At 63.8% G+C, this 20,539-nt stretch carries 16 protein-coding genes and 2 pseudogenes; 6 read left to right on the top strand and 12 right to left on the bottom strand.

Annotation, left to right across the window (positions count from 1 at the left end; genetic code table 11):
- Position 1: 1 nt before the first annotated feature.
- On the bottom strand, positions 2–973 hold the full coding sequence (locus EJ072_RS29825; RefSeq protein WP_126082523.1) for a Tim44 domain-containing protein: 972 nt from the start codon (positions 971–973) through the stop codon (positions 2–4).
- Positions 974–1,281: 308 nt separating this feature from the next.
- On the opposite strand from EJ072_RS29825, the gene EJ072_RS29830 reads away from it, so the two are divergent.
- Positions 1,282–2,403 (top strand): GH25 family lysozyme, encoded by a 1,122-nt coding sequence (locus EJ072_RS29830; RefSeq protein WP_126082524.1) that lies wholly within the window; start codon positions 1,282–1,284, stop codon positions 2,401–2,403.
- Between the two features lie 20 nt (positions 2,404–2,423).
- On the opposite strand, the gene EJ072_RS29835 is transcribed toward EJ072_RS29830, so the two are convergent.
- The 6 genes from EJ072_RS29835 to EJ072_RS29860 all read right to left on the bottom strand — a co-directional run bounded on the left by EJ072_RS29835 (position 2,424) and on the right by EJ072_RS29860 (position 8,055).
- Positions 2,424–2,618: a hypothetical protein gene (locus EJ072_RS29835; RefSeq protein WP_126082525.1), complete on the bottom strand. Its 195-nt coding sequence runs from the start codon at positions 2,616–2,618 to the stop codon at positions 2,424–2,426.
- Between the two features lie 27 nt (positions 2,619–2,645).
- Positions 2,646–3,098, bottom strand: a complete 453-nt coding sequence (locus EJ072_RS29840) for a pyridoxamine 5'-phosphate oxidase family protein (RefSeq protein WP_126082526.1) — start codon at positions 3,096–3,098, stop codon at positions 2,646–2,648.
- Positions 3,099–3,446: 348 nt separating this feature from the next.
- Positions 3,447–3,818, bottom strand: a complete 372-nt coding sequence (locus EJ072_RS29845; protein ID WP_126082527.1) for a VOC family protein — start codon at positions 3,816–3,818, stop codon at positions 3,447–3,449.
- A gap of 40 nt (positions 3,819–3,858) precedes the next feature.
- Positions 3,859–4,065 (bottom strand): type II toxin-antitoxin system HicB family antitoxin, encoded by a 207-nt coding sequence (locus EJ072_RS29850; RefSeq protein WP_126082528.1) that lies wholly within the window; start codon positions 4,063–4,065, stop codon positions 3,859–3,861.
- Positions 4,066–4,069: 4 nt separating this feature from the next.
- Positions 4,070–4,270 carry a type II toxin-antitoxin system HicA family toxin gene (locus tag EJ072_RS29855; protein WP_126082529.1) on the bottom strand — a complete coding sequence of 67 codons (201 nt, stop codon included), beginning with the start codon at positions 4,268–4,270 and terminating at the stop codon, positions 4,070–4,072.
- An 8-nt stretch (positions 4,271–4,278) separates the two neighbouring features.
- Positions 4,279–8,055, bottom strand: coding sequence for a vitamin B12-dependent ribonucleotide reductase (locus EJ072_RS29860; protein WP_126082530.1), 3,777 nt, complete (start codon positions 8,053–8,055; stop codon positions 4,279–4,281).
- 712 nt (positions 8,056–8,767) lie between these two features.
- Here EJ072_RS29860 and gltX point away from each other — a divergent pair.
- Complete coding sequence (gene gltX, locus EJ072_RS29865; RefSeq protein ID WP_126082531.1) at positions 8,768–10,141, top strand: glutamate--tRNA ligase; 1,374 nt, start codon at positions 8,768–8,770, stop codon at positions 10,139–10,141.
- Here the strand turns inward: gltX and EJ072_RS29870 are convergent.
- The 4 genes and pseudogenes from EJ072_RS29870 to EJ072_RS29885 form a co-directional block, all read right to left on the bottom strand.
- Positions 10,059–11,282 (bottom strand): DUF2865 domain-containing protein, encoded by a 1,224-nt coding sequence (locus tag EJ072_RS29870; protein WP_126082532.1) that lies wholly within the window; start codon positions 11,280–11,282, stop codon positions 10,059–10,061. The genes gltX and EJ072_RS29870 overlap by 83 nt on opposite strands.
- A 49-nt stretch (positions 11,283–11,331) precedes the next feature.
- Positions 11,332–11,742: an MAPEG family protein gene (locus EJ072_RS29875; protein ID WP_126082533.1), complete on the bottom strand. Its 411-nt coding sequence runs from the start codon at positions 11,740–11,742 to the stop codon at positions 11,332–11,334.
- Between the two features lie 121 nt (positions 11,743–11,863).
- Positions 11,864–14,188 carry an NADP-dependent malic enzyme gene (locus tag EJ072_RS29880; RefSeq protein WP_126082534.1) on the bottom strand — a complete coding sequence of 775 codons (2,325 nt, stop codon included), beginning with the start codon at positions 14,186–14,188 and terminating at the stop codon, positions 11,864–11,866.
- A gap of 149 nt (positions 14,189–14,337) precedes the next feature.
- Positions 14,338–15,116 (bottom strand): annotated as a pseudogene (locus EJ072_RS29885) (SDR family oxidoreductase).
- 123 nt (positions 15,117–15,239) lie between these two features.
- Between EJ072_RS29885 and EJ072_RS29890 the strand changes: the two are divergent.
- Both EJ072_RS29890 and EJ072_RS29895 read left to right on the top strand, forming a co-directional pair.
- Complete coding sequence (locus tag EJ072_RS29890) at positions 15,240–16,070, top strand: UDP-2,3-diacylglucosamine diphosphatase (RefSeq protein ID WP_126082535.1); 831 nt, start codon at positions 15,240–15,242, stop codon at positions 16,068–16,070.
- Between the two features lie 210 nt (positions 16,071–16,280).
- A pseudogene (locus EJ072_RS29895) lies at positions 16,281–17,494 on the top strand (MFS transporter).
- On the opposite strand, the gene dgcA reads toward EJ072_RS29895, so the two are convergent.
- Positions 17,465–18,448 carry an N-acetyl-D-Glu racemase DgcA gene (gene dgcA, locus EJ072_RS29900; protein ID WP_126082536.1) on the bottom strand — a complete coding sequence of 328 codons (984 nt, stop codon included), beginning with the start codon at positions 18,446–18,448 and terminating at the stop codon, positions 17,465–17,467. The pseudogene EJ072_RS29895 and the gene dgcA overlap by 30 nt on opposite strands.
- 77 nt (positions 18,449–18,525) lie before the next feature.
- On the opposite strand from dgcA, the gene EJ072_RS29905 reads away from it, so the two are divergent.
- Together EJ072_RS29905 and EJ072_RS29910 are read left to right on the top strand one after the other, a co-directional pair.
- Entirely contained in the window at positions 18,526–19,713 is a 1,188-nt protein-coding gene (locus EJ072_RS29905; RefSeq protein WP_126082537.1) for an ABC transporter permease, read from the top strand.
- A 1-nt stretch (position 19,714) separates the two neighbouring features.
- Positions 19,715–20,527, top strand: coding sequence for an ABC transporter ATP-binding protein (locus EJ072_RS29910; protein WP_126060642.1), 813 nt, complete (start codon positions 19,715–19,717; stop codon positions 20,525–20,527).
- Positions 20,528–20,539: the final 12 nt, after the last annotated feature.

A 20,539-nucleotide genomic window follows, 5' to 3' on the forward strand; every position in this document is an offset into this window, starting at 1 on the left:
CTTAACCGGACGCGTCCTGGATCGCGGACAGCAGCCATGGTCCTCCGGCCTGACGGGCGAAGGTCCACAGCTCGGTCGCTTCGACCGGATTGTTGGGATCGCCCTTCTCGACGGCGCCGGTCTGGCGGTTTTGCATGGTATCGATCGCCGACCAGCGCATCGCCACGGTGGCGTAGTCGCGCGAGCCTTCCCGCCACGCCTCCGCCACTTCGCCCTTCAGCAGCCTAAGGTTTGTAACCTCGTTCTTGAGGCCGTGGGTCGCGTTGTCGGCCAGTTCCTCCGAAAGGTAGGAAACCATTTCGGGGGTCGTCAGCCGGCGCAATCCCTGGTGATCCTCACGAGTGAAGGCAGCCTGCACCTCGCCAAGGATTCGTTCGAACGCGTCGCGATCAGCGTCAGTGATGCCGATTTCATCGGCTCCTGATGCGTCAGCGGAGCCGAAGCTTGCGGCGTTGGACGAATAGCTGGGCGGCGCGCCGCCCCAGCCTTGCCGTCCGAACGGACCGCCGGCGTTTCGCATATTGGCAGGCGCGGCATTGTCTCGATTGAGGAAGCGCATCGCCAGCATCACGAGGCCGCCGATCAAGAGCAGCTGGAAGATGAAGCTCAGCCCGCCGCCAATGCCGCCGAAACCATGGCCCAGCATCATGCCGAACAGGCCCTGGAAGAACAGTCCTCCCACAAGACCGCCGACAAAACCGCCGCCGAAACCACGCCAGAAGCCGGGACGCGCGGAGCCGGGAAACGACTGCGATGATGGGATGGACTGGGTGGGTTGTGGCGTCATCGAGCGCGTGACAGGCGCCGTATAAGGGGCCGTCCTGGTCGGCGCGGGCGCCTGATAGGTGCGGCTGCCACGGCTGCCGAAGCTGCCGCCCATGCGCGCCTCGGCGGTGCCGATTGAGACGGTCCCGAGCGCCATCAGCAGGATCATGAGGATCGACGCGACTTTGATCGTTCGTGACTTCGACATTAAGCACAGTCCTTGGGTACGCTTCGCTTTTGCGCGAGCCCCTTATATGGGGTGCCAGGCGAGCCAGGTTTAGCCCCTGCTTCAATGCGGCTGCCGATCCGGCGACGATCGTCCTGATACTAGGCTCGCTCGCGGCTGTGCCTTCGCGCGGGGCGAGAGGTGACGGGGACACACCCCGAATCGGCCACGACCGTCGCGCCAAAGGTAAATTTTGATTCAAACTTTGTTGGTAATTTCTCGTTAGGAATGGGGCTTCCGGCGGCGCTGTTCCTGCCTTCGGTCTGTTTTGTCTTGCGTACAGGTCAAAGATGCGGATTTTTGGCGTCGTCAGTTTCGTGCTCGCAGCGCTTTGCCTTGCCGGCTGCTCGTCCACGTCGGGCGCCGATGCCCTGCAACTGCCGTCCAACGAGACGACGAGCTCGGTCGTGCGGCCGAGCGCGCCGGTTTCGAAGGGCATGAGCACGGTCCAGCGGGAGAAAACCGTAGAGACCGCATCGATGTCGGGCATGGCGCGCATCACGCCGCCGGCGCCGCTGCTCGACGAGGGTAACGCGAGCCCCGGCGACGAAAATCCGCGCCCGTTCGGACTCGCCGAGGAGGAGACGGTAAACTTCCCGGCGACCGATCTCCCGGACAGCGTCGAGCCGCCGGTGCAGGAGGCGGCGCTCGTCTCGCCGCCGAAGCGGCTGTCGCGCGCCGCGCCCGCCATGCTTGCCGGCCCGGTCACGCGCTATGCCTTCCGCGATGCCAAGCCGATCAATTTCGGCCGCTCCTCGCCGCGCCATCTGGCCGTGCATGGGGTCGACGTCTCGCGCTGGCAGGGCAACATCAATTGGAGCAAGCTGCGCGCCCAGGGCGCCAACTTCGCCTATATCAAGGCGACCGATGGCGGCGACCATCTCGACCCGATGTTCATGAAGAACTGGCGCAACGCCGACGCCGCCGGGCTGAAGCGCGGCGCCTATCATTTCTTCTACTGGTGCCGCACGGCGGGTGAGCAGGCCGACTGGTTCATCCGCAACGTGCCGAAGATGGACGGCGCATTGCCGCCGGTGATCGACGTCGAGTGGAACGGCGAATCCTCCTGCAGGCGCAAGCCTTCGCGCGAAAAGGTGCTGGAGAAGATGCAGGTCTTCATGGACAAGCTGGAGCGCCACTACGGCCAGCGTCCCATCATCTACACCAGCCCTGATTTCTATCGCGACAATTTGCGCGGCGCCTTCCTGGATTATCCGTTCTGGCTGCGCGCCGTGGCGGCGCATCCGTCAAAAGTCTATCCGGGCCGCAAATGGCTGTTCTGGCAGTATTCGGGCTCCGGCCTGTCGCATGGCGTGACAGGCCGCATCGACCTCAACGTCTTCCACGGCGATGAGCGGCAATGGCGCGCCTGGCTGGGCGGCGGCGGCCAGATGATGGCCGACGCGGACTGAGGCGCATCCGATCGCCTCGGCTATCTCCGTGGCAGATGTCGCGACTCCGCCATCGTCACATAGGCGAGCACGGCCATGAAGGTCGCGAAATAGGCCACAATGGCGGTGACGACGATTAGGCTCTCTGTAGGCATTTCCATCTCCTCGGAAAGAACGGCCGAGGAAACATCAGGAACGATGGGCTTTGCCTTGATCTGGATCATGCGATCGATCAATTGGATCGCCTGGCCGCCATGCCGCGCTCAGCAGGTGACCAGATCCGTGTGGCCAAAACCCTTCGAGTAGTCGAGCACGGAGATCACTGTCGGCATCACGCGGAAGATGCGGACCTGATCCGGCGTCGGCATCGGACCGGGCATCGAGGTTTGCGGCGGATACTTCATCGGCAGCATGCGCAGAACCTTCTCGGCCTCGGCGCGGTCTTCCACCGGCTGCGCCCGCGCCGCCATGGAAAGCCCGGTGATCTCCATCACCTGCGGCGCGTCGTGGTCTATGGTCAGCGACAGGCGATCGTCCCGCGCCAGATTTGCCGCCTTCTGGCTGTCCAGGCCGCAGAGGAAGTAAAGGGTGAGGCCATCATTGACGTAGCCCACAGTCGTCGCCTGCGGCCAGCCGTCCGGCCTCAGCGTTGCGACCGTCATGATCCGGTGCTGATCCAGCAGTGCCTGGATCTTGTTTTTGATCTCCTGGTCCATTTTCGCCTCCGAAAGTCATTGCTGACGGCGGCATGGTAGGGGACAGGGAAGGGCGAGCATTGACGCGCATCAACCGGTGGTGTGCTGACGCGTCTTTGATGTGATGCCGGCCGGACAATGCGGAGGTACGCTCAAGAATTGAGCGCGGCGTTCCCCTTCTTCCCTTGTGGGAGAAGGTGGCCGCGAAGCGGCCGGATGAGGGGTGCTCCAGCTTGACGAAGACCTTTGCCGGCGTTGGACACCACGACTGGATCGCCAGCGTCTCACTCCGCTGGAACACCCCTCATCCGTCTCGGCGCTGCGCGCCGATCCACCTTCTCCCAAAAGGGGAGAAGGAGCGCGCGCGTGTCACCCCTCGTTGATCATCGCCTCGATGTTGTAGCCATCGGGGTCAAGCACAAAGCAGGCGTAGTAATTTTCCGCATAATCCGGGCGCCGCCCCGGCGCGCCGTTGTCCGTCGCGCCCGCCGCGAGCGCCGCGCGATGGAACGCATCGACCTCCGCCTTGCTCTTCACCCGAAACGCGACATGCAGATGGGTGAGCGGCGGCTTCTCGCCCGTGCTCTGGATCTCGAACAGGCAGCCATTGCCGACATCGAAGGCCCAGAAAATGCCGTGCTTGCCGAAGGAAAGGCGATACCCCAACGGCGTGAAGGCCTGTTCGTAGAAGAGCTTGCTCTTGGCGAGGTCGCTGACTTCGATGGTGATGTGGTCGATCATAGCAAAGCGCCGCTACCGGGCCGCAGCGCCTGTCAGTCGGCTATGCTTCAACATACTCAGCGAGACTGACTGCCTTGGGAACTTCCAGCCCATCGGCGCGCAGACCCTCTATGTGGAAACGAATTGCGTCGCGGATTTCGTTCTCCACTTCAGGCACTGTTGCACCTGTCGCGATGCAGCCTGGCAGGTCAGGAACATATGCGGAAAAGTTGCTTCCGGCTTTTTCGATCACCACCGCGTAGCGCATGCCATCACTCCTTTAAGCCGGACTGCTTGAGAATGCTGTTCAGCGTTCCTGGCGCAACCTCTTCAGACGGCTTGCCGGCCACGGTGACGCGGCCGGCTTTGATTTTGTGCTTATATTGGCGATGGCTGCCTTTGGTTGCAACCAGATACCAACCGTCGGCCTCCAGCATGCGAATTACTTCGCGGACCGTAAGCCGGGGCGGCATCTAGATTCTCAGCTGCACCCGCTCGTCGAACCGCACGTATCGCACTTCTCGCAGGTGCCGTTTCGCACCATGGTGAAGTTGTGGCACTCGGAGCATTCGTTACCGGTGTAGCCCTGGAGCAGCGACTGCTGGCGGCGGGTCGCGGCGAGCTTTTTCGCCTCGGCCGCCTCGTTGGCGGCGGCGTCGGTGAAGAGAGCTTCGGCGCCGCCGGCGGCCTCGGCTTCTTCTTCCACCATGTCTTCGGCCAGTTCCCTGGCGCGCTCCTCATAGTCGCGCTTGTAGGCGAGCGCCTCGTCGCTGGCCGGCTTCAGCGCCAGCACGTTGGAGCCGGCGAAGGCGGTCGGCGCGGCGCGGGCAGGGGCAGGCGTCGACGTTGACCCGCCAAAGCCCTTGGGCTCGCTGCCGATGCCCGACACCAGCTTCACCGGCGAGGCGCCGCGATAGAGGCCCTTGGAGAAGGGCGTCGCCTTGCCTTCGGTGATGCCGCGGCCGAGCGCCGTCTTGTCGAAATCCGACTGGTCGACATGGGCGAGGTCGTGGCGGCCGAGATAGGAGACGGCAAGCTCGCGGAACACGTAGTCGAGGATCGACGTCGCGTTCTTGATCGCGTCGTTGCCCTGCACCATGCCGGCCGGCTCGAACTTGGTGAAGGTGAAGGCCTCGACATATTCGTCGAGCGGCACGCCGTATTGCAGGCCGAGCGAGATGGCGATGGCGAAGTTATTCATCATCGCGCGGAAGGCAGCGCCCTCCTTGTGCATGTCGATGAAGATCTCGCCGAGACGACCGTCATCGAATTCTCCGGTGCGGAGATACACCTTGTGGCCGCCGACGACGGCCTTCTGCGTATAACCCTTGCGGCGGTTCGGCAGTTTTTCGCGGTCGCGGTAGAGACGCTCGATGACGCGCTCGACGATCTTTTCCGTCACCTGCACGGCGCGCTGCGCGGCGGGTGCCGCGATCAGCTGCTCGACCGCCTCGTCCTCGTCCTCCTCGCCATCGGCGAGCAGCGAGGCGTTGAGCGGCTGCGACAGCTTCGAGCCGTCGCGATAGAGCGCATTGGCCTTCAGCGCCAGCTTCCAGGACAGCATGTAGGCGTTCTTCGCGTCCTCGACCGTCGCCTCGTTCGGCATGTTGATGGTCTTGGAGATGGCGCCCGAGATGAAGGGCTGGGCGGCCGCCATCATCAGGATGTGGCTCTGGATCGAGAGCGAGCGCTTGCCGATCTTGCCGCAGGGGCTGGCGCAGTCGAACACCGGCAGGTGCTGGTCTTTTAGAAATGGTGCTCCCTCAAGGGTCATCGCACCGCAGACATGGATGTTGGCGGCGTCGATGTCCTTCTTCGAGAAGCCGAGGGCCGGCAGCATCTCGAAGGAGATGTCGCCGAGCTGCTCGTCGGTGAAGCCGAGCGTTTCCTTCACCCAGTCGGCGCCGAGCGTCCACTGGTTGAACACGAACTTGATGTCGAAGGCCGACTTCAGCGCCGCATTCAGCGCCGCGATCTTTTCGTCGGTGAAGCCCTTGGCCTTCAGTGTCGACGGGTTGATGCCCGGCGCCTGGTTGAGGTTGCCGTGGCCGACGGCGTAGGCCTCGATCTCGGCGATCTGGCTTTCGGAATAGCCGAGCGTCCTCAGCGCTTCCGGCACGGCGCGGTTAATGATCTTGAAGTAGCCGCCGCCGGCGAGCTTCTTGAACTTCACCAGGGCGAAGTCGGGCTCGATGCCTGTGGTGTCGCAATCCATGACCAGGCCGATCGTGCCGGTCGGCGCGATCACCGTCGCCTGCGCGTTGCGGTAGCCGTGCTCCTCGCCGAGCTCGATGGCGCGGTCCCAGGCAGCGCGGGCATGCTCCGCCAAAGCCGGCTGCTTCAGGTCAGAGGCGACGAGAGGCACCGGGTTGACGGCGAGTTTTTCGTAGCCGTCCTTGTCGCCATAGGCAGCGCAGCGATGGTTGCGCATGACGCGCAGCATGTTCTGGGCGTTGCGGTCATAGTCCGGGAAGGCGCCGAGCTCGGAAGCCATCTCGGCCGAGGTCGAGTAGGCGACGCCGGTCATGATCGCGGTGAGCGCGGCGCAGATCGCGCGGCCCTCGTCGGAGTCGTAAGGAATGCCCGAGGTCATCAGCAGGCCGCCGATATTTGCGTAGCCGAGGCCGAGCGTGCGGTAGTCGTAGGAGAGCTTGGCGATCTCCTTGGACGGAAACTGCGCCATCATCACCGAGATTTCGAGCACGACGGTCCACAGGCGAACGGTGTGCTCGTAAGCGGCGATGTCGATCGTGCCGTCTTCCCTGCGGTAGGGCAGCAGGTTGATCGAAGCGAGATTGCAGGCCGTGTCGTCGAGGAACATGTATTCCGAGCACGGGTTGGAGGCCCGGATCGCACCGGCAGAGGCGCAGGTGTGCCAGTCGTTCATCGTCGTGTTGAAGTGCAGGCCCGGATCGGCCGACGCCCAGGCGGCGTAGCCGATCTTTTCCCACAGGTCGCGCGCCTTCAGCGTCTTCAGCACCTTGCCGTCCTTGCGGGCGGTGAGCTGCCAGTCGCCATCGGCCTCGACGGCGCGCAGGAAATTGTCCTTCAGCGACACCGAGTTGTTGGAGTTCTGGCCGGAGACGGTGAGATAGGCGTCCGAATCCCAGTCGGTGTCGTAGGTGTTGAACGCCATCGAGGTGTAGCCTTGCTTGGCGAACTGGATGACGCGGTAGATGTAGTTCTCCGGCACGGCGTCCTTCTTGGCCGCCTTGATCTCGCGCTTCAGCGCGGTGTTCAGCGCCGGGTCGAAGCAGTCGTCGCCATTGCCTTCGCAATTGACGCAGGCCTTCATGATGGCTTCGAGGTGCTTCTTGACGATCTTGGAGCCGGTCACCAGCGAGGCGACCTTCTGCTCTTCATTGACCTTCCAGTCGATGAACTGCTCGATGTCGGGGTGGTCGGCGTCGACGATGACCATCTTGGCGGCGCGGCGCGTCGTGCCGCCCGACTTGATGGCGCCCGCGGCGCGGTCGCCGATCTTGAGGAAGCTCATCAGGCCGGAGGAGCGGCCGCCGCCGGAAAGCTTCTCGCCTTCGCCGCGCAGCATCGAGAAGTTCGAACCGGTACCGGAGCCGTATTTGAACAGGCGCGCCTCGCGCACCCACAGATCCATGATGCCGCCCTCGTTGACGAGGTCGTCCTGCACGCTCTGGATGAAGCAGGCATGCGGCTGCGGATGCTCGTAGGCCGACTTCGACTTGGTCAGCTTGCCGGTGAAGGGGTCGACATAGAAGTGGCCCTGGCTCGGGCCGTCGATGCCATAGGCCCAGTGCAGGCCAGTGTTGAACCATTGCGGCGAGTTCGGCGCGACGCGCTGGGTGGCGAGCATATAGGCAAGCTCGTCGCGGAAGGCGCGCGCGTCTTCCTCCGACTTGAAGTAGCCGCCCTTCCAGCCCCAATAGGTCCAGGTGCCGGAGAGACGATCGAAGACCTGGCGGGCGTCGGTTTCCGAACCGTAGCGCTCGGCCTCGGGCAGCTTGGCGAGCTCAGCCTCGTCGGCGATCGAGCGCCACAGGAAGGAGGGGACGTCGTTCTCCTCGACCTTCTTCAGCCGAGCCGGCACGCCGGCCTTGCGAAAATATTTCTGGGCCAGGATGTCGGCGGCGACCTGGCTGAACTGCGCCGGCACATCGATGTTGTCGAGGCGGAACACGACCGAGCCGTCGGGATTCTTGATCTCCGACAGGGCCTTGCGGAATTCGATCTCCGCATAGGCTGATTGCTCTGGCTTGGTGAAGCGACGCTCGATGCGCATTGGTCCGGTCCCTTTGTGTCTATATATAGCGCCTTTCCCCGGGGATTTCTGCCCCACATGGCGAAAAGCGCAGTCCGCCGTTTGCCGGCATTGCGAGCAACGCCGGCACTCTCCTCGTCGCAGGCGCCGGCATGCAGGCAGCAGAAGGCTTTCCCAGGCATTTGCCCAGGCTGCAGGCCGACCCTCGCGGGTCCCTAAACTGAAACTTTGATCGATTCCCTCCGTAGAGGGAGGTTCACATTATCTAGCGTCTAGCCTGCCTGCAAACACTAAATATAGTGTTAACAGATGATTTTTTCCAGGCCGACAATTCTCCCTTTCGCCCACCCAAACCCCAAAGATCCCAACGCTTCCGCCGGCCTCGTGAACAGGCGGAAATCCGGGCAAAACGCACAAAATCCGGGAAAAAAGACCGGCCTCTGAACTCTCCGGTCACGCCCGCAACAGGAGCGCATGGCCTATAAAAAGCGACTCGTTCCGACCCGTCAAGGATTCGTTTTTGTAGCTTTTGTGACCCCAACATCTTGTGTGTCACATATGTGGATAACGGGGACATGCGAAGCCCAGGTCCCCCGGCACTTGACGCGGTTTATCAGGCTGCCGCGAAGCCAGCCTGGCCGGCGGCTTTTCATTTTAGCTGGCTTGCACTATCTGTTGCGTTCGTGCGGGGGCGCGCCTTGTCAACGCCAAAAGCATCCGCTACGCCCCGCTCATGACAGTCACCGTCCGTTTCGCCCCATCGCCGACCGGCCGCATCCATATCGGCAATGCGCGCACCGCGCTGTTCAACTGGCTTTTCGCCATGAACAACAAGGGCCGTTTCATCCAGCGCTTCGACGACACCGACATTGCCCGCTCGAAGCAGGAATATGCCGACTCCATCCTTTACGACCTGCACTGGCTGGGCATCTTCCCGGATGTCACCGAGTACCAGTCGCGCCGCTTCGATATCTACGACGCGGCGGTCGAGCGGCTGAAGGCGGCGCGGGTGCTCTATGCCTGCTACGAAACGCCGGAAGAGCTCGATCTGCGCCGCAAGGTGCGTCGCACGCGCGGCCTGCCGCCGGTCTATGGCCGCGAGGCGCTGACGCTGACGCCGGAGCAGGTGGCGGAATATCAGTCTGACGGACGCAAGCCCCATTGGCGCTTCCTTTTGCCCAATTTCACCAGCGATCCGCTGCAGCCGGAGCGCACGGACGTGCATTGGAACGATCTGGTGCGCGGCGAGGAGACGGTCGATCTCGCCTCGCTGTCGGACCCCGTCCTGGTGCGTGAGGACGGCACCTATCTCTACACCCTGCCTTCGGTGGTCGACGATATCGAGATGGGCGTCAGCCAGGTCATCCGCGGCGACGACCATGTCACCAACACCGGCGTGCAGATCGCGATCTTCAAGGCGCTTGGCGCCGAGCCGCCGGTCTTCGGCCACCACAACCTGCTCACCACGACCACGGGCGAGGGGCTGTCGAAGCGGACCGGCGCACTGTCGATCGAGAGCCTGCGCCAGGACGGGATTGAGCCGATGGCGGTCGCGTCGCTGGCGGTGCTCGTCGGCACGTCGGAGAATGTCACCGCCGCGCATGATCTCAACGAGCTTGCCAGCCATTTCGACCCGGCGGCGACATCCAAGTCCGCCTCCAAGTTCGATCCAGACGAGCTCCTCGTGCTCAACCGCACGCTGATGCATCACATGTCGTTCGAGGAAGCCCGCGACCGGCTGATGGTGCTGGGCATTTCCGGTGACAAGGCCGAGGCGTTCTGGCTGGCGGTACGCGGCAATCTCGACCGCCTATCGGACGCGGTCGGCTGGTGGCGAATCCTGAGCGAAGGCCCGCAGGAGCCGGCCGAGTTTTCCGGCGACGACCGCGATTTCCTTCACCAGGCATTCGAGCTGCTGCCGGAGGAGCCGTGGAACGGCACGGTCTGGAAGGACTGGACCGGCAAGATCAAGGAAGCAACTGGGCGCAAGGGCAAGCCGCTGTTCATGCCGCTGCGGCTGGCGCTTACCGGGCGGACTTCGGGGCCGGAGCTTTCAGATCTATTGCCGCTGATGGGTCGGGAAGGAACGCTGGCCCGACGACCCTGACCTTGCGCTGATCCGGTGGCAGCATAGAGACCGGCGACACCGGTACCTTGGCGGTCAGCCGCTTGATCGCGTCCTGGTCGAGCCCGCCTTCTGCATTGGAGAGTGTTTCGGGATCGGCGCCGGGATCGGGTTTCACCGCCGGCATGGGAATGAAGGGCGCCATCCCGCTCTCCGGCTGCGACTGTTCGGGATTGGGCGGATTGCCGCCGATGATCGTGAAATTGCCGGCCTGCGCGTTGCATCCGCAAGTGGGCGGCCGCGAATAGTTGGCCTGCTTGTAGAGATAGGCGGTCGGCAGCTCGCTGTAGGGCTGACCGGTGACCGAGGAGGTCATCGACCCGGAGTCGTCGTCCGTTCCACGCGAATAGAAGACCTGCATTTCGGTGCCGGGGCAGCTCGATTCGCAATTCTTCTGGTCGCGCTCGAAATCGCCGACCGAGGCGGCGTTGGACATCGGGTAGAAATAGCCGTCGCAGGTACGCACGCACATGGTGCGGAACTCGCCGCCCAGCCTTGGCAGGTCCATGCCGTCCGGCTGATTGATGATGCGGCGGATGTTGCGCACGCTCGGATCATCAAGCGGAACGTCCGCCGCGTCCGGCATGTCAGAGGCATCGGGCGTTTCGAGTTGCTCGTCCTGGCGGCCGAAAAGCTGCTCGAACAGATTGCCGCCGCCATTGTCACGGGAAGCCTCCTGAAGCGGCGCGCGTCGCGGCGCGATCTCGTCGTCGCGGCAGTTGTTGGCATCGAGCGCCTGCAGGATACGACTGCGGTCGCGCCGCGTGCCACCGGCGGCAAGCCGCTCGCGCTTAGCCTGCAACGTGTCGAGATTGGTGTTCATGCGCTCTATCGAGGCGTTGATCGCCGCGCACTGGCTGACATTGCGCGAAAACAGCGTGAAGCCGCAACCGGCATCGCTTGCTCGGCCGCGGGCCTTGGCAAGCTGCTCGCGCTGGCGAGCGATCGCGTCGTCATATTTGCGGACGAGGCCCGGGCCGCCGCCGCCACCGCGTGTCGCGGCGAGTTCGGCTTCAAGCTGACGGCACGTGCGGGAAGCTGCCTGCGGCTCGGTCACGGCAACGGCCGACGCGGCGAACGCCGAAAGCAGCGCCGCGAGATGCGTCAGCTTCAATCCTTTCATCCGCCTGACACCCCGATTGTCCGTAGCCGGAAGGCTAGCGTGCTCGTGGTTAACTGTTTCCTAGCAGGGGCCACACCGAAGCTGACAGAAGCATGGCGATTCCAACAAACGCGACGTTCCAGACGAGCGAGCGAAGCAGGGGAACACCGAATGCGTAGAGCGGAAGATAGACCAGTCTGGCCGAAAAATAGAGTCCGGCTCCCCACTCGCTGAGCGAAGTCTCACGGCCGGCCGCGTGGACAAGAAAAACCGCCGCCACGAATACTGGAAATGTCTCGACGAAGTTCCGCAGCGCCTTTTCCAGCCGTCCCGCCATCCCGGTGAGCGGAGGGACTTCGGCGTCTCGGGCGCTGGCCGTCCAGCGGTAACCCCGCTGAAAGCTCGCCGAATGCGAGGCGAGAACTATGTGAATGAAACAGAGCACACAACTTGCGGCCAGCATGGTCAGTTCGAATCTCATTGAACCCTCGCACTTGCCCATTCGTCTTTCGCGCTTGAATACCCAAACGCGACGGTGAGGCCGCAATGGGCATCACCAACTTACAACGATGCGCCATCGGCATTTAAGGTCAGAGTCGTCCTTAATTCAGGTCGACCAGCGCCTGCGCCTGGTGCGCCGCTTCGACGACGGCCAGCGCGGTCATGTTGACCACGCCGCGCGAGGTCACCGACGGCGTCAATATATGCGCGGGCTTGTCGGTGCCGAGCAGGATCGGCCCGACATGCAGCGCATCCATCATGGCGCCCAGCGCCGTCAGCGTGATGTTGGCCGAATCGAGGTTCGGGAAGACCAGCAGATTGGCCTCGCCCTTCAGCCTGGAATGCGGATAGACGCGCTGGCGCAGATGTTCCGAAAGCGCCGTATCGGCATGCATCTCGCCATCGCATTCAAGGTCGGGCGCGATGCGCGCCAGGATCGCCGCGGCTTGCCGCATCTTGAATGCGCTCGGCGCGTCACGCGAACCGAAATCCGAGAAGGAGAGCAGGGCGGCCTTGGGTTCCATGCCGAAGCGCCTGATTTCCTCGGCCGCCAGAACGGTCATCTCCGCGATCTCCTCGGCTGTGGGATCGATGGAGACGTAAGTGTCTGTGAGAAAGATGATGCCCCGCTGCGAAATCAGCATGGAGAGCGCCGACAGATCGCGGTCCTTGACGCCGGCGCGCGGCCCGATGATCAGCGAGACGTTGCGCAAGTGCCGCTCGAAACGACCTTCGAGCCCGCAGATCATGGCATCCGCATCGCCACGCTTCAGCGCGAGCGCCGCGATAACCGTATTGTTGGTGCGCACCATGGTGCGAGCGGCTTCCGTCGTCACCCCGCGCCGGCCGGCGAGTTCGATCAAAAGATCGACATAATGGCGGTAGCGCGGATCGTCTTCCGGATTGATCAACGCGAAATCAACGCCCGGCCGGATGCGCAGGCCGTAACGCTTCAGGCGCACCTCCACCACATGCGGGCGGCCGATCAAAGTCGGTTCGGCAATGCCTTCCTCCAACACCACCTGGGCGGCGCGGAGCACCCGTTCGTCCTCGCCGTCGGCATAGATGACGCGCTTGGAGCTTGAAGCCTTGGCGGTGGAAAACACCGGCTTCATCACCAGGCCGGAGCGGAAGACGAAGCGGTTGAGCTTGTCGATATAGGCGGCGAAGTCGGCAATCGGCCGCGTCGCGACGCCGGTGTCGCAGGCGGCCTTCGCCACCGCCGGCGCGATGCGCAGGATAAGGCGCGGATCGAAGGGCGAGGGGATGAGAAAATCGGGGCCGAACATCGGCGTCTCGCCGGAATAGGCGCGGGCGGCGACGTCCGAAGGCTCCTCGCGGGCAAGGGCGGCGATCGCCCGCACCGCCGCCATTTTCATCTCCTCATTGATGGCGCTGGCGCCGCAATCGAGGGCGCCGCGGAAGATGTAAGGAAAGCACAGCACATTGTTGACTTGATTGGGGAAATCGGAGCGCCCGGTGCAGATCATGGCGTCCGGCCGGGCGGCCCGCGCCACTTCCGGCATGATCTCGGGATTGGGGTTGGCCAAAGCCAGGATGAGCGGTTTCGGCGCCATATGCTGCAGGAGCTCCGGCTTCAACACGCCGGCGGCGGAGAGGCCGAGAAAGACGTCGGCGCCGGAAATGACATCGGCCAGCGTGCGCGCCTCGGTGACCTTCACATAAGGGTCCTTCCAGCGATCCATCTCCTCGACGCGGCCCTTGTAGGCGACGCCGAAACGGTCGGTGACCCAGATGTTTTCCACCTGGGCGCCGAGCGAGACCAGAAGGTTGAGGCAGGCAAGTGCTGCGGCGCCCGCGCCGGAAGTGACGATCTTGATGTCGGAAATCGCCTTGCCGGCCAGCTCCAGCCCGTTGAGCACCGCGGCGGCGACGATGATCGCCGTGCCGTGCTGGTCGTCATGGAAAACCGGGATGCCCATGCGGGCCTTCAGCCGCTCCTCGACCTCGAAGCATTCCGGCGCCTTGATGTCCTCCAGATTGATGCCGCCGAAGGTCGGCTCGAGCGCGGCCACGGTCTCGACCATGCGCTCGATCTCCGGCGCGTCGATCTCGATGTCGAAGACGTCGATGCCGGCGAATTTCTTGAACAGCACCGCCTTGCCTTCCATCACCGGCTTGGAGGCGAGCGGACCAATATTGCCGAGCCCGAGCACGGCGGAGCCGTTGGAGACGACGCCGACCAGATTGGCGCGCGCGGTGTAGTCGGCGGCGGTGGCGGGATCGTCGCGGATCTCGAGGCAGGGCGCGGCCACGCCCGGCGAATAGGCAAGCGCCAGGTCGCGCTGGTTGCCGAGCGGCTTCGTCGCCTGGATCTCGAGCTTTCCTGGCTTCGGGTGCTTGTGGAAGAACAGGGCGGCCTCGTCGAGGTCCGACCGAGCCGGTTTCTTGTTCTCGCCGTCCATTGCGGCCCCTCCCTGCGATACTGGTTTGGAGCCTTTTAGCATGCGCCCGCGATTTTTCGCGACCGCAAATCGCAGGCTCCGGCTTCACAATGCCAGAGCGGAAATAATCAACCGATTCCAGCTGGTTGGCTGGAGAGCTTCAGGCATGCTCAGAAGGCGCTGACGTAGAGGCCGCCGTCGACCGGGATGTTCTGGCCGGTGAGGTAGCCGGCATGGATCGAACAGAGGAAGGCGCAGATCTGGCCGAATTCCTCGGGCGTGCCGAGACGTTTCGCCGGCACGTCGGCGCTGATGCGGGCCTTGCGCGCGGTTGCCGCGGCCGGGTCTTCCTTAGTGCCGGCTTCATGTGGGCCGCGCAGCCGGTCGGTGTCGAGCTTGCCGGGCAGCAGGCTGTTGATGGTGACGTTGCGATCGATCACCGTACGCGCCACGCCGGCCAGGAAGGATGTCAGGCCGGCGCGGGCGCCGGAAGACAGGTCGAGCCCTGGGATCGGCACATAGACCGACAGCGAGGTGATGTTGACGATGCGGCCGAAGCCGCGCTTGGCCATGCCGTCGATGACCGCCTGGATGAGCTCGATGGGCGTCACCATGTTCTGCGTCACGCCCTCGAGGATCTTGGCGCGATCGAGCTCGCGGAAATCGCGCAGCGGCGGACCGCCATTGTTGTTGACCAGGATGTCCGGATCGGGGCATGCGGCAAGTATCGCCTTCTGGACCTCGGGCTTGGACACGTCGCCGGCCACTTCGATTACCTTGACGCCGAATTTTCGCGAAGCTCGGCGGCGGTCTTGCCCAGAAGCTCGGCGTTGCGGCCGTTGACGACGAGGTCGGCACCGGCTTCGGCCAGCGCCATGGCGCAACCTTTTCCAAGTCCCTTGCTCGAGGCGCACACGATGGCCTTTTTGCCGCGAATGCCGAGATCCATGGTGATTTTCTCCTGGTGCTTTGGTCGCGCCAAGCTAGCGCCTGGGCTGGATCAACCGCAACCGTCATACGATTGTTGCATGAATCGGGGCATAGGCACGCGAAAGCAAAGGGTAAAATCGCGATGTCAGCCCCAGAGCCCCGCACTTTCCGCGCCCTGTTCATTTCCGACGTGCATCTCGGCTCGAAAGCGGCCAAGGCCGATTTCCTGATCGACTTCCTGCGCTATCACGACGCCGAGATCATCTATCTGGTCGGCGATATCGTCGACGGCTGGCGACTGCGCCGCAGCTGGCACTGGCCGCAGAGCCACAACGACGTCGTGCAGAAACTGCTGCGCAAGGCGCGCAAGGGCGCCTCGATCACGTATATCGCCGGCAATCACGACGAATTCGCCCGCCAGTTCCAGGGCGTGCATTTCGGCGGCATCGTCGTCGCCGACCGCGCCATCCACGAGACCGCCGACGGCCGGCGCCTGCTGGTCATCCACGGCGACCAGTTCGACACGGTAGTGCACAACCAGCGCTGGCTCGCTTATCTCGGCGACTATGCCTATGACACGGCGATGCTGATCAACCGCGTCGTGACCAAGCTGCGCCATCTGCTCGGCCTGCCTTACTGGTCGTTCTCGTCCTGGGCCAAGGTCAAGGTGAAGAACGCGGTGAATTTCATCGGCTCGTTCCAGACCGTGCTTTCCGAGGAAGCGCGGCGCTCGCATGTCGACGGCGTGATTTGCGGCCACATCCATCACGCCGCGATCGAAAGCTATGGCGACGTACAGTACATCAACACCGGCGACTGGGTGGAAAGCTGCACGGCGGCGGTCGAGCACTTCGACGGCCGCCTGGAGATCCTGACCTGGGCGCATGTGCTGCCGGAATCTTCAACTGGGAAGGATGTGTTGGTTCCGGTCGACATTATCGACCTCAAGGGCAGGGCGGCGCGAGCGGCCTGAACGCGCCTGCCGATCAGAGATCGGCCGCGGTTGGAGCCTCTTTGCGCGCGTTGTTCATTGAAGCCGAAGCGCGGCATATCCCGTGCCGGACGCGGTCTTCAACAGCTTTGCCCTTGATCGATTAGTCCAGGCAGTTCCGCCCTGCCTTGCCGCATGTTAGGGATCGAAACGCGTTGCAGGCCGTCGATTGCAGCGTAATTGGATCGATTCATGTCGCTGCCGCCGCTCTCGCCCGAACAACGCATCAAGCCCAGCCATTTCGAACTGCGCATCAGCCTGATCTTCGCCACCTTGTTCGTGTCACAGGGCACGCATCTGCCTTATTTTCCGCTCTGGCTGCAGGCGAAGGGGTTTCATGCCGAGCAGATCGCCGTCATCCTGGCGGCGCCGATGTTCCTGCGCGTGGTGACGACGCCGATGCTGACGGCGCTTGCCGACCGGGCGAAGGACCGCGCCAATGTCTATATCGCGCTGGTCGCGGCCTCGATGGTTGTCTCGGCCGGCTATTTCCTGCCGGCCGCCTACGCGATCGTGCTTGCCGTGTCGCTGCTGCTCACCATCGTTTGGACGCCGCACTCACCGATGGCCGATTCGCTGGCACTGTCGGGCGTGCGCCGCTTCGGCTCGAATTACACGACGATGCGCAAATGGGGTTCGATCGCCTATCTGTGCGCCAATATCGCGGGTGGATTCATCCTGGCGGCCACCGGCCCGCAGGCGGTTCCGGTGATCATCTTTGTGGCGCTCGGCGCGGCCCTGGTGGCGGCGTTGGCGGCACCGCGCATGGGCGGCCGCGCAAGGCCTCGCCGCTGTCGGCCACCGAGATCCAGCATAAGGCCCCCAGCCTGTTCAACGCCTATTTCCTCTATTTCACGCTCGGTGTCGGCGTCATCACCGCCAGCCACGCCTTCCTCTACGGCTTCGTTTCGATCTACTGGAAGTCGATCGGCATCGGCGATTCCGTCGTCGGCCTGCTATGGGCCTGGGGCGTGGTCTCCGAGGTCGGCATGTTCCTGTTTTTCAACCGCATTTTTTCGTCGGTCTCGGTGGTCAAGGTAATGGTGATCGCCGGCATCGGCTCGATCGTGCGCTGGATCGCCTTTCCGCTCGTCTGGCCGCTCGGGCTTGGCGTCGGCGGCTTCTTCCTGGTCCAGTCGCTGCACTCGGTCTCGGTCGCGATGGTGTTGATCGGGCTGCAGAAGATGATCGGCGAGACGGCTTCCGAGGAGCGCACGGGCGCGGCGCAGGGCATTGCCTATTTCTTCAACGGCTTCTTCATGGCGGCGGTGACGCTTGCTTCCGGCCCGCTTTACGACCGCTTGGGCGTCGATGGTTTCTGGGCGATGATCCCGATCGCGGTCATCGGCATGGCGCTGATCGGTCTCGCCGCGCGCTCAGCCCCAAAGCTCCCTGTTGGGGGGTGAAACCAGCGATCCCTGGTAGACGAGGCCGGGCTCGCGATCGCGTGCGAGAAGCAGCGGGCCATCGAGGTCGACGAAGTCGGCATCCTGCGCCAGGAGCACCGCCGGCGCCATGGCGAGCGAGGTGCCGACCATGCAGCCCACCATGATGCCGAAGCCGAGATCGCGGGCTCGGTCGCGCAATCTCAATGCCTCCGTCAGGCCGCCGGATTTGTCGAGCTTAATGTTGACGGCGTCGTAGAGACCGACCAGCGCGTCGAGGTCCTTTGCCGCATGCACGCTTTCGTCGGCGCAGATCGGCACCGGATGCGCGATCCGGCGCAGGATGTCGTCCTTGTCCGCCGGCAGCGGCTGCTCGATGAGCGTGATGCCGTGCTGAGCGGCGAAGGCCAGGTTCGCCTCGACATTTTGGTCCGTCCAGCCCTCATTGGCATCGAGGATGATGCGGCTTTCGGGGGCGGCCTCCGTCACCGCGCGAATCCGCGCCATGTCGTTGTCGCCGCCGATCTTGACCTTGAGCAAAGGCCGCGCGGCATTGGCGCGCGCCTGCGCGGCCATGGCTTCCGGTTCGGCAAGCGACAGCGTGTAGGCGGTTTCCAGCGGCTTGGGCGGAAGGACGCCGATCGCTGCCGCCACGGGCTTGCCGGTCAGCTTGGCTTCCAGATCCCACAGCGCGCAATCTATGGCGTTTCGCGCGGCGCCCGCGGGCATGGCAGCGAGCAGTGCGGTCCGGTCGATGCCGCCAGCGATCTGGTCGCGGATGACCTCGATGGCGGCATATACGCCCTGCATGGTCTCGCCGTAGCGCTTGTAAGGCACGCACTCGCCGCGCCCGGAACGTCCCCCGTCAGCGATCGTTACGGTGATGACTTCGGCCTCGGTTTTGGATCCGCGTGAGATGGTGAAGGTGCCGGCGATCGGGAATCGCTCCATTTCGACCGAAATGACACGCGCCATAATTTTCTTCTCCGGCTGTGCGACACCAGTCTGCCGGCAAATCGACACGCCAGTCCCGTCACGCTAAACAGGACGCCATGTTGACCATCCGCAAACGCGACGCAAGCGGCGAGGCCGCCGAGAACGGCGAGCATCGACCGCGCGTCGCCGTGGGCGAAGAGGGCGGGGTGCTGGGCTGCGCGTTTTCCGGCGTGTGGACGACGCGCACCGTGGCGGCGGTCGATGCGGACATGCGCAAGATCGAGCAGAGAAGCGGCGCGAAACAGCTGATGCTCGATCTTTCCCACATCGAAAAGATCGACACGGCCGGGGCCTGGCTGATCGACCGGCTGGCCAGCGCCTTCGAGAAGAAAGGCGTCGAGGTCCATTTGCAGGGGCAAAGCGAGGTCGCCTCGATCCTGCTCGGCGCCGTCGGCGACGCGGTCCGCCGCGAGCCCGAATCGGGCCCGTCCGGGCCGCCCAACATCATCCTGCGCGCTCTGGAGCTGGTTGGCCGGCGGGTCTACGAGATGCGCGACGATTTCTTCGCCTCGATGAATATCCTCGGCGCCACGATCCGTGGCGCGCAGATGAAGCTCGGGCGCGGTCACGCAGTCAATCCGGCCGCGATCTTCAACCAGATCGATCGCATGGGCGTCGGCGCAATCCCGGTGGTGGTGCTGATGTCGGCCATCGTCGGCGCCATCGTCGCCCAGCAGGGCGCCTATCAGCTCAGCTATTTCGGCGCCAATATCTTCGTCGTCGACCTAGTCGGCGTGCTGATCCTGCGCGAGCTCGGCGTGCTGATGACGGCGATCATGCTCGCCGGACGTTCGGGCAGCGCCATCACGGCCGAGATCGGCTCGATGAAGATGCGCGAGGAGGTCGACGCGCTCAAGGTGATCGGCCTCAATCCGATCGGCGTGCTGGTGTTTCCCCGGCTCGTCGCGCTGGTGATCGGGCTGCCTTGCCTCACCATCATCGCCAATTTCGCCGCCCTTGCCGGCGGCATCGTCGCCGCCTGGCTCTATTCCGACATCCCGCCGGCCGCGTTCATCGACAGGCTGCGCGTCGCCATCGATCTCAGCACCATCTTCGCCGGCCTGATCAAGGCGCCGTTCATGGCCCTGATCATCGGGATCATTGCGTCTGTCGAGGGCATGAAAGTCGGCGGCAGCGCCGAATCGCTCGGCCTGCACGTCACCGCTTCGGTGGTGAAGTCGATCTTCATCGTCATCATCCTCGACGGGCTTTTCGCCATGTTCTACGCAGCGATCGGCTTCTGAGATGGCGAACGGCAACGGCGCCACGGCAGCGGAGCACACGAACGATGGCGAGATCGTGCTTTCGGTTCGCGACGTCACCGTCGCCATCGGCGACAAGCTGATCCTCGACAAGCTTTCGCTCGACATCAAGCGCGGGGAAATCCTTGGCTTTGTCGGCGCGTCCGGCGCCGGCAAATCGGTGCTGCTGCGCACCATACTGGGACTGATGCCGAAGCAGTCGGGGACGATCAGCCTGTTCGGCGTCGATGTCGACAAGGCAAGCGACGCCGATCGCCTGCGCATCGATATGCGGCTGGGCGTCCTCTTCCAGCATGGGGCGCTGTTTTCGGCGCTGACGGTGCTGGAGAACGTGCAGGTGCCGATGCGCGAATATCTCGACCTGCCCAAAGCGCTGATGGATGAGCTCGCCATGCTCAAGATCGAACTGGTCGGGCTGCCGACCGACGCCGCGCAGAAATTCCCGTCCGAACTTTCCGGCGGCATGATCAAGCGCGCGGCGCTCGCGCGTGCGCTTGCGCTCGATCCCGACATCGTCTTTCTGGACGAACCGACCTCCGGGCTCGACCCGATCAGCGCAGCCGAGTTCGACGAACTGGTCGTCAAGCTGCGCGACACAATGGATCTCACCGTCTACATGGTCACGCACGACCTCGACACGCTGTTCACCGCTTGCGACCACGTCGCGGTGCTCGGCAAGAAGCGGGTTCTGGTGGAAGGCACGATCGACGACATGCTGAAGAGCGATGAGCCGTGGGTGAAATCCTATTTCCGCGGAAAACGCGCCCGGCAACTTGATCTTGCGGCGCGCGCATAGCGATAAGTGGGG

It is taken from the genome of Mesorhizobium sp. M2A.F.Ca.ET.046.03.2.1 (genome assembly GCF_003952425.1).
Taxonomy (GTDB): domain Bacteria; phylum Pseudomonadota; class Alphaproteobacteria; order Rhizobiales; family Rhizobiaceae; genus Mesorhizobium.

What these genes read in the sequence shown, in the direction of transcription:
- EJ072_RS29875 (WP_126082533.1), bottom strand. Translation starts at nt 11,742, where the DNA reads ATGAGATTCGAACTGACCATGCTGGCCGCAAGTTGTGTGCTCTGTTTC.
- EJ072_RS29880 (WP_126082534.1), bottom strand. Translation starts at nt 14,188, where the DNA reads ATGGACGGCGAGAACAAGAAACCGGCTCGGTCGGACCTCGACGAGGCC.
- EJ072_RS29890 (WP_126082535.1), top strand. Translation starts at nt 15,240, where the DNA reads ATGTCAGCCCCAGAGCCCCGCACTTTCCGCGCCCTGTTCATTTCCGAC.
- dgcA (WP_126082536.1), bottom strand. Translation starts at nt 18,448, where the DNA reads ATGGCGCGTGTCATTTCGGTCGAAATGGAGCGATTCCCGATCGCCGGC.
- EJ072_RS29830 (WP_126082524.1), top strand. Translation starts at nt 1,282, where the DNA reads ATGCGGATTTTTGGCGTCGTCAGTTTCGTGCTCGCAGCGCTTTGCCTT.
- EJ072_RS29855 (WP_126082529.1), bottom strand. Translation starts at nt 4,270, where the DNA reads ATGCCGCCCCGGCTTACGGTCCGCGAAGTAATTCGCATGCTGGAGGCC.
- EJ072_RS29910 (WP_126060642.1), top strand. Translation starts at nt 19,715, where the DNA reads ATGGCGAACGGCAACGGCGCCACGGCAGCGGAGCACACGAACGATGGC.
- EJ072_RS29845 (WP_126082527.1), bottom strand. Translation starts at nt 3,818, where the DNA reads ATGATCGACCACATCACCATCGAAGTCAGCGACCTCGCCAAGAGCAAG.
- gltX (WP_126082531.1), top strand. Translation starts at nt 8,768, where the DNA reads ATGACAGTCACCGTCCGTTTCGCCCCATCGCCGACCGGCCGCATCCAT.
- EJ072_RS29870 (WP_126082532.1), bottom strand. Translation starts at nt 11,282, where the DNA reads ATGAAAGGATTGAAGCTGACGCATCTCGCGGCGCTGCTTTCGGCGTTC.
- EJ072_RS29850 (WP_126082528.1), bottom strand. Translation starts at nt 4,065, where the DNA reads ATGCGCTACGCGGTGGTGATCGAAAAAGCCGGAAGCAACTTTTCCGCA.
- EJ072_RS29840 (WP_126082526.1), bottom strand. Translation starts at nt 3,098, where the DNA reads ATGGACCAGGAGATCAAAAACAAGATCCAGGCACTGCTGGATCAGCAC.
- EJ072_RS29905 (WP_126082537.1), top strand. Translation starts at nt 18,526, where the DNA reads ATGTTGACCATCCGCAAACGCGACGCAAGCGGCGAGGCCGCCGAGAAC.
- EJ072_RS29860 (WP_126082530.1), bottom strand. Translation starts at nt 8,055, where the DNA reads ATGCGCATCGAGCGTCGCTTCACCAAGCCAGAGCAATCAGCCTATGCG.
- EJ072_RS29825 (WP_126082523.1), bottom strand. Translation starts at nt 973, where the DNA reads ATGTCGAAGTCACGAACGATCAAAGTCGCGTCGATCCTCATGATCCTG.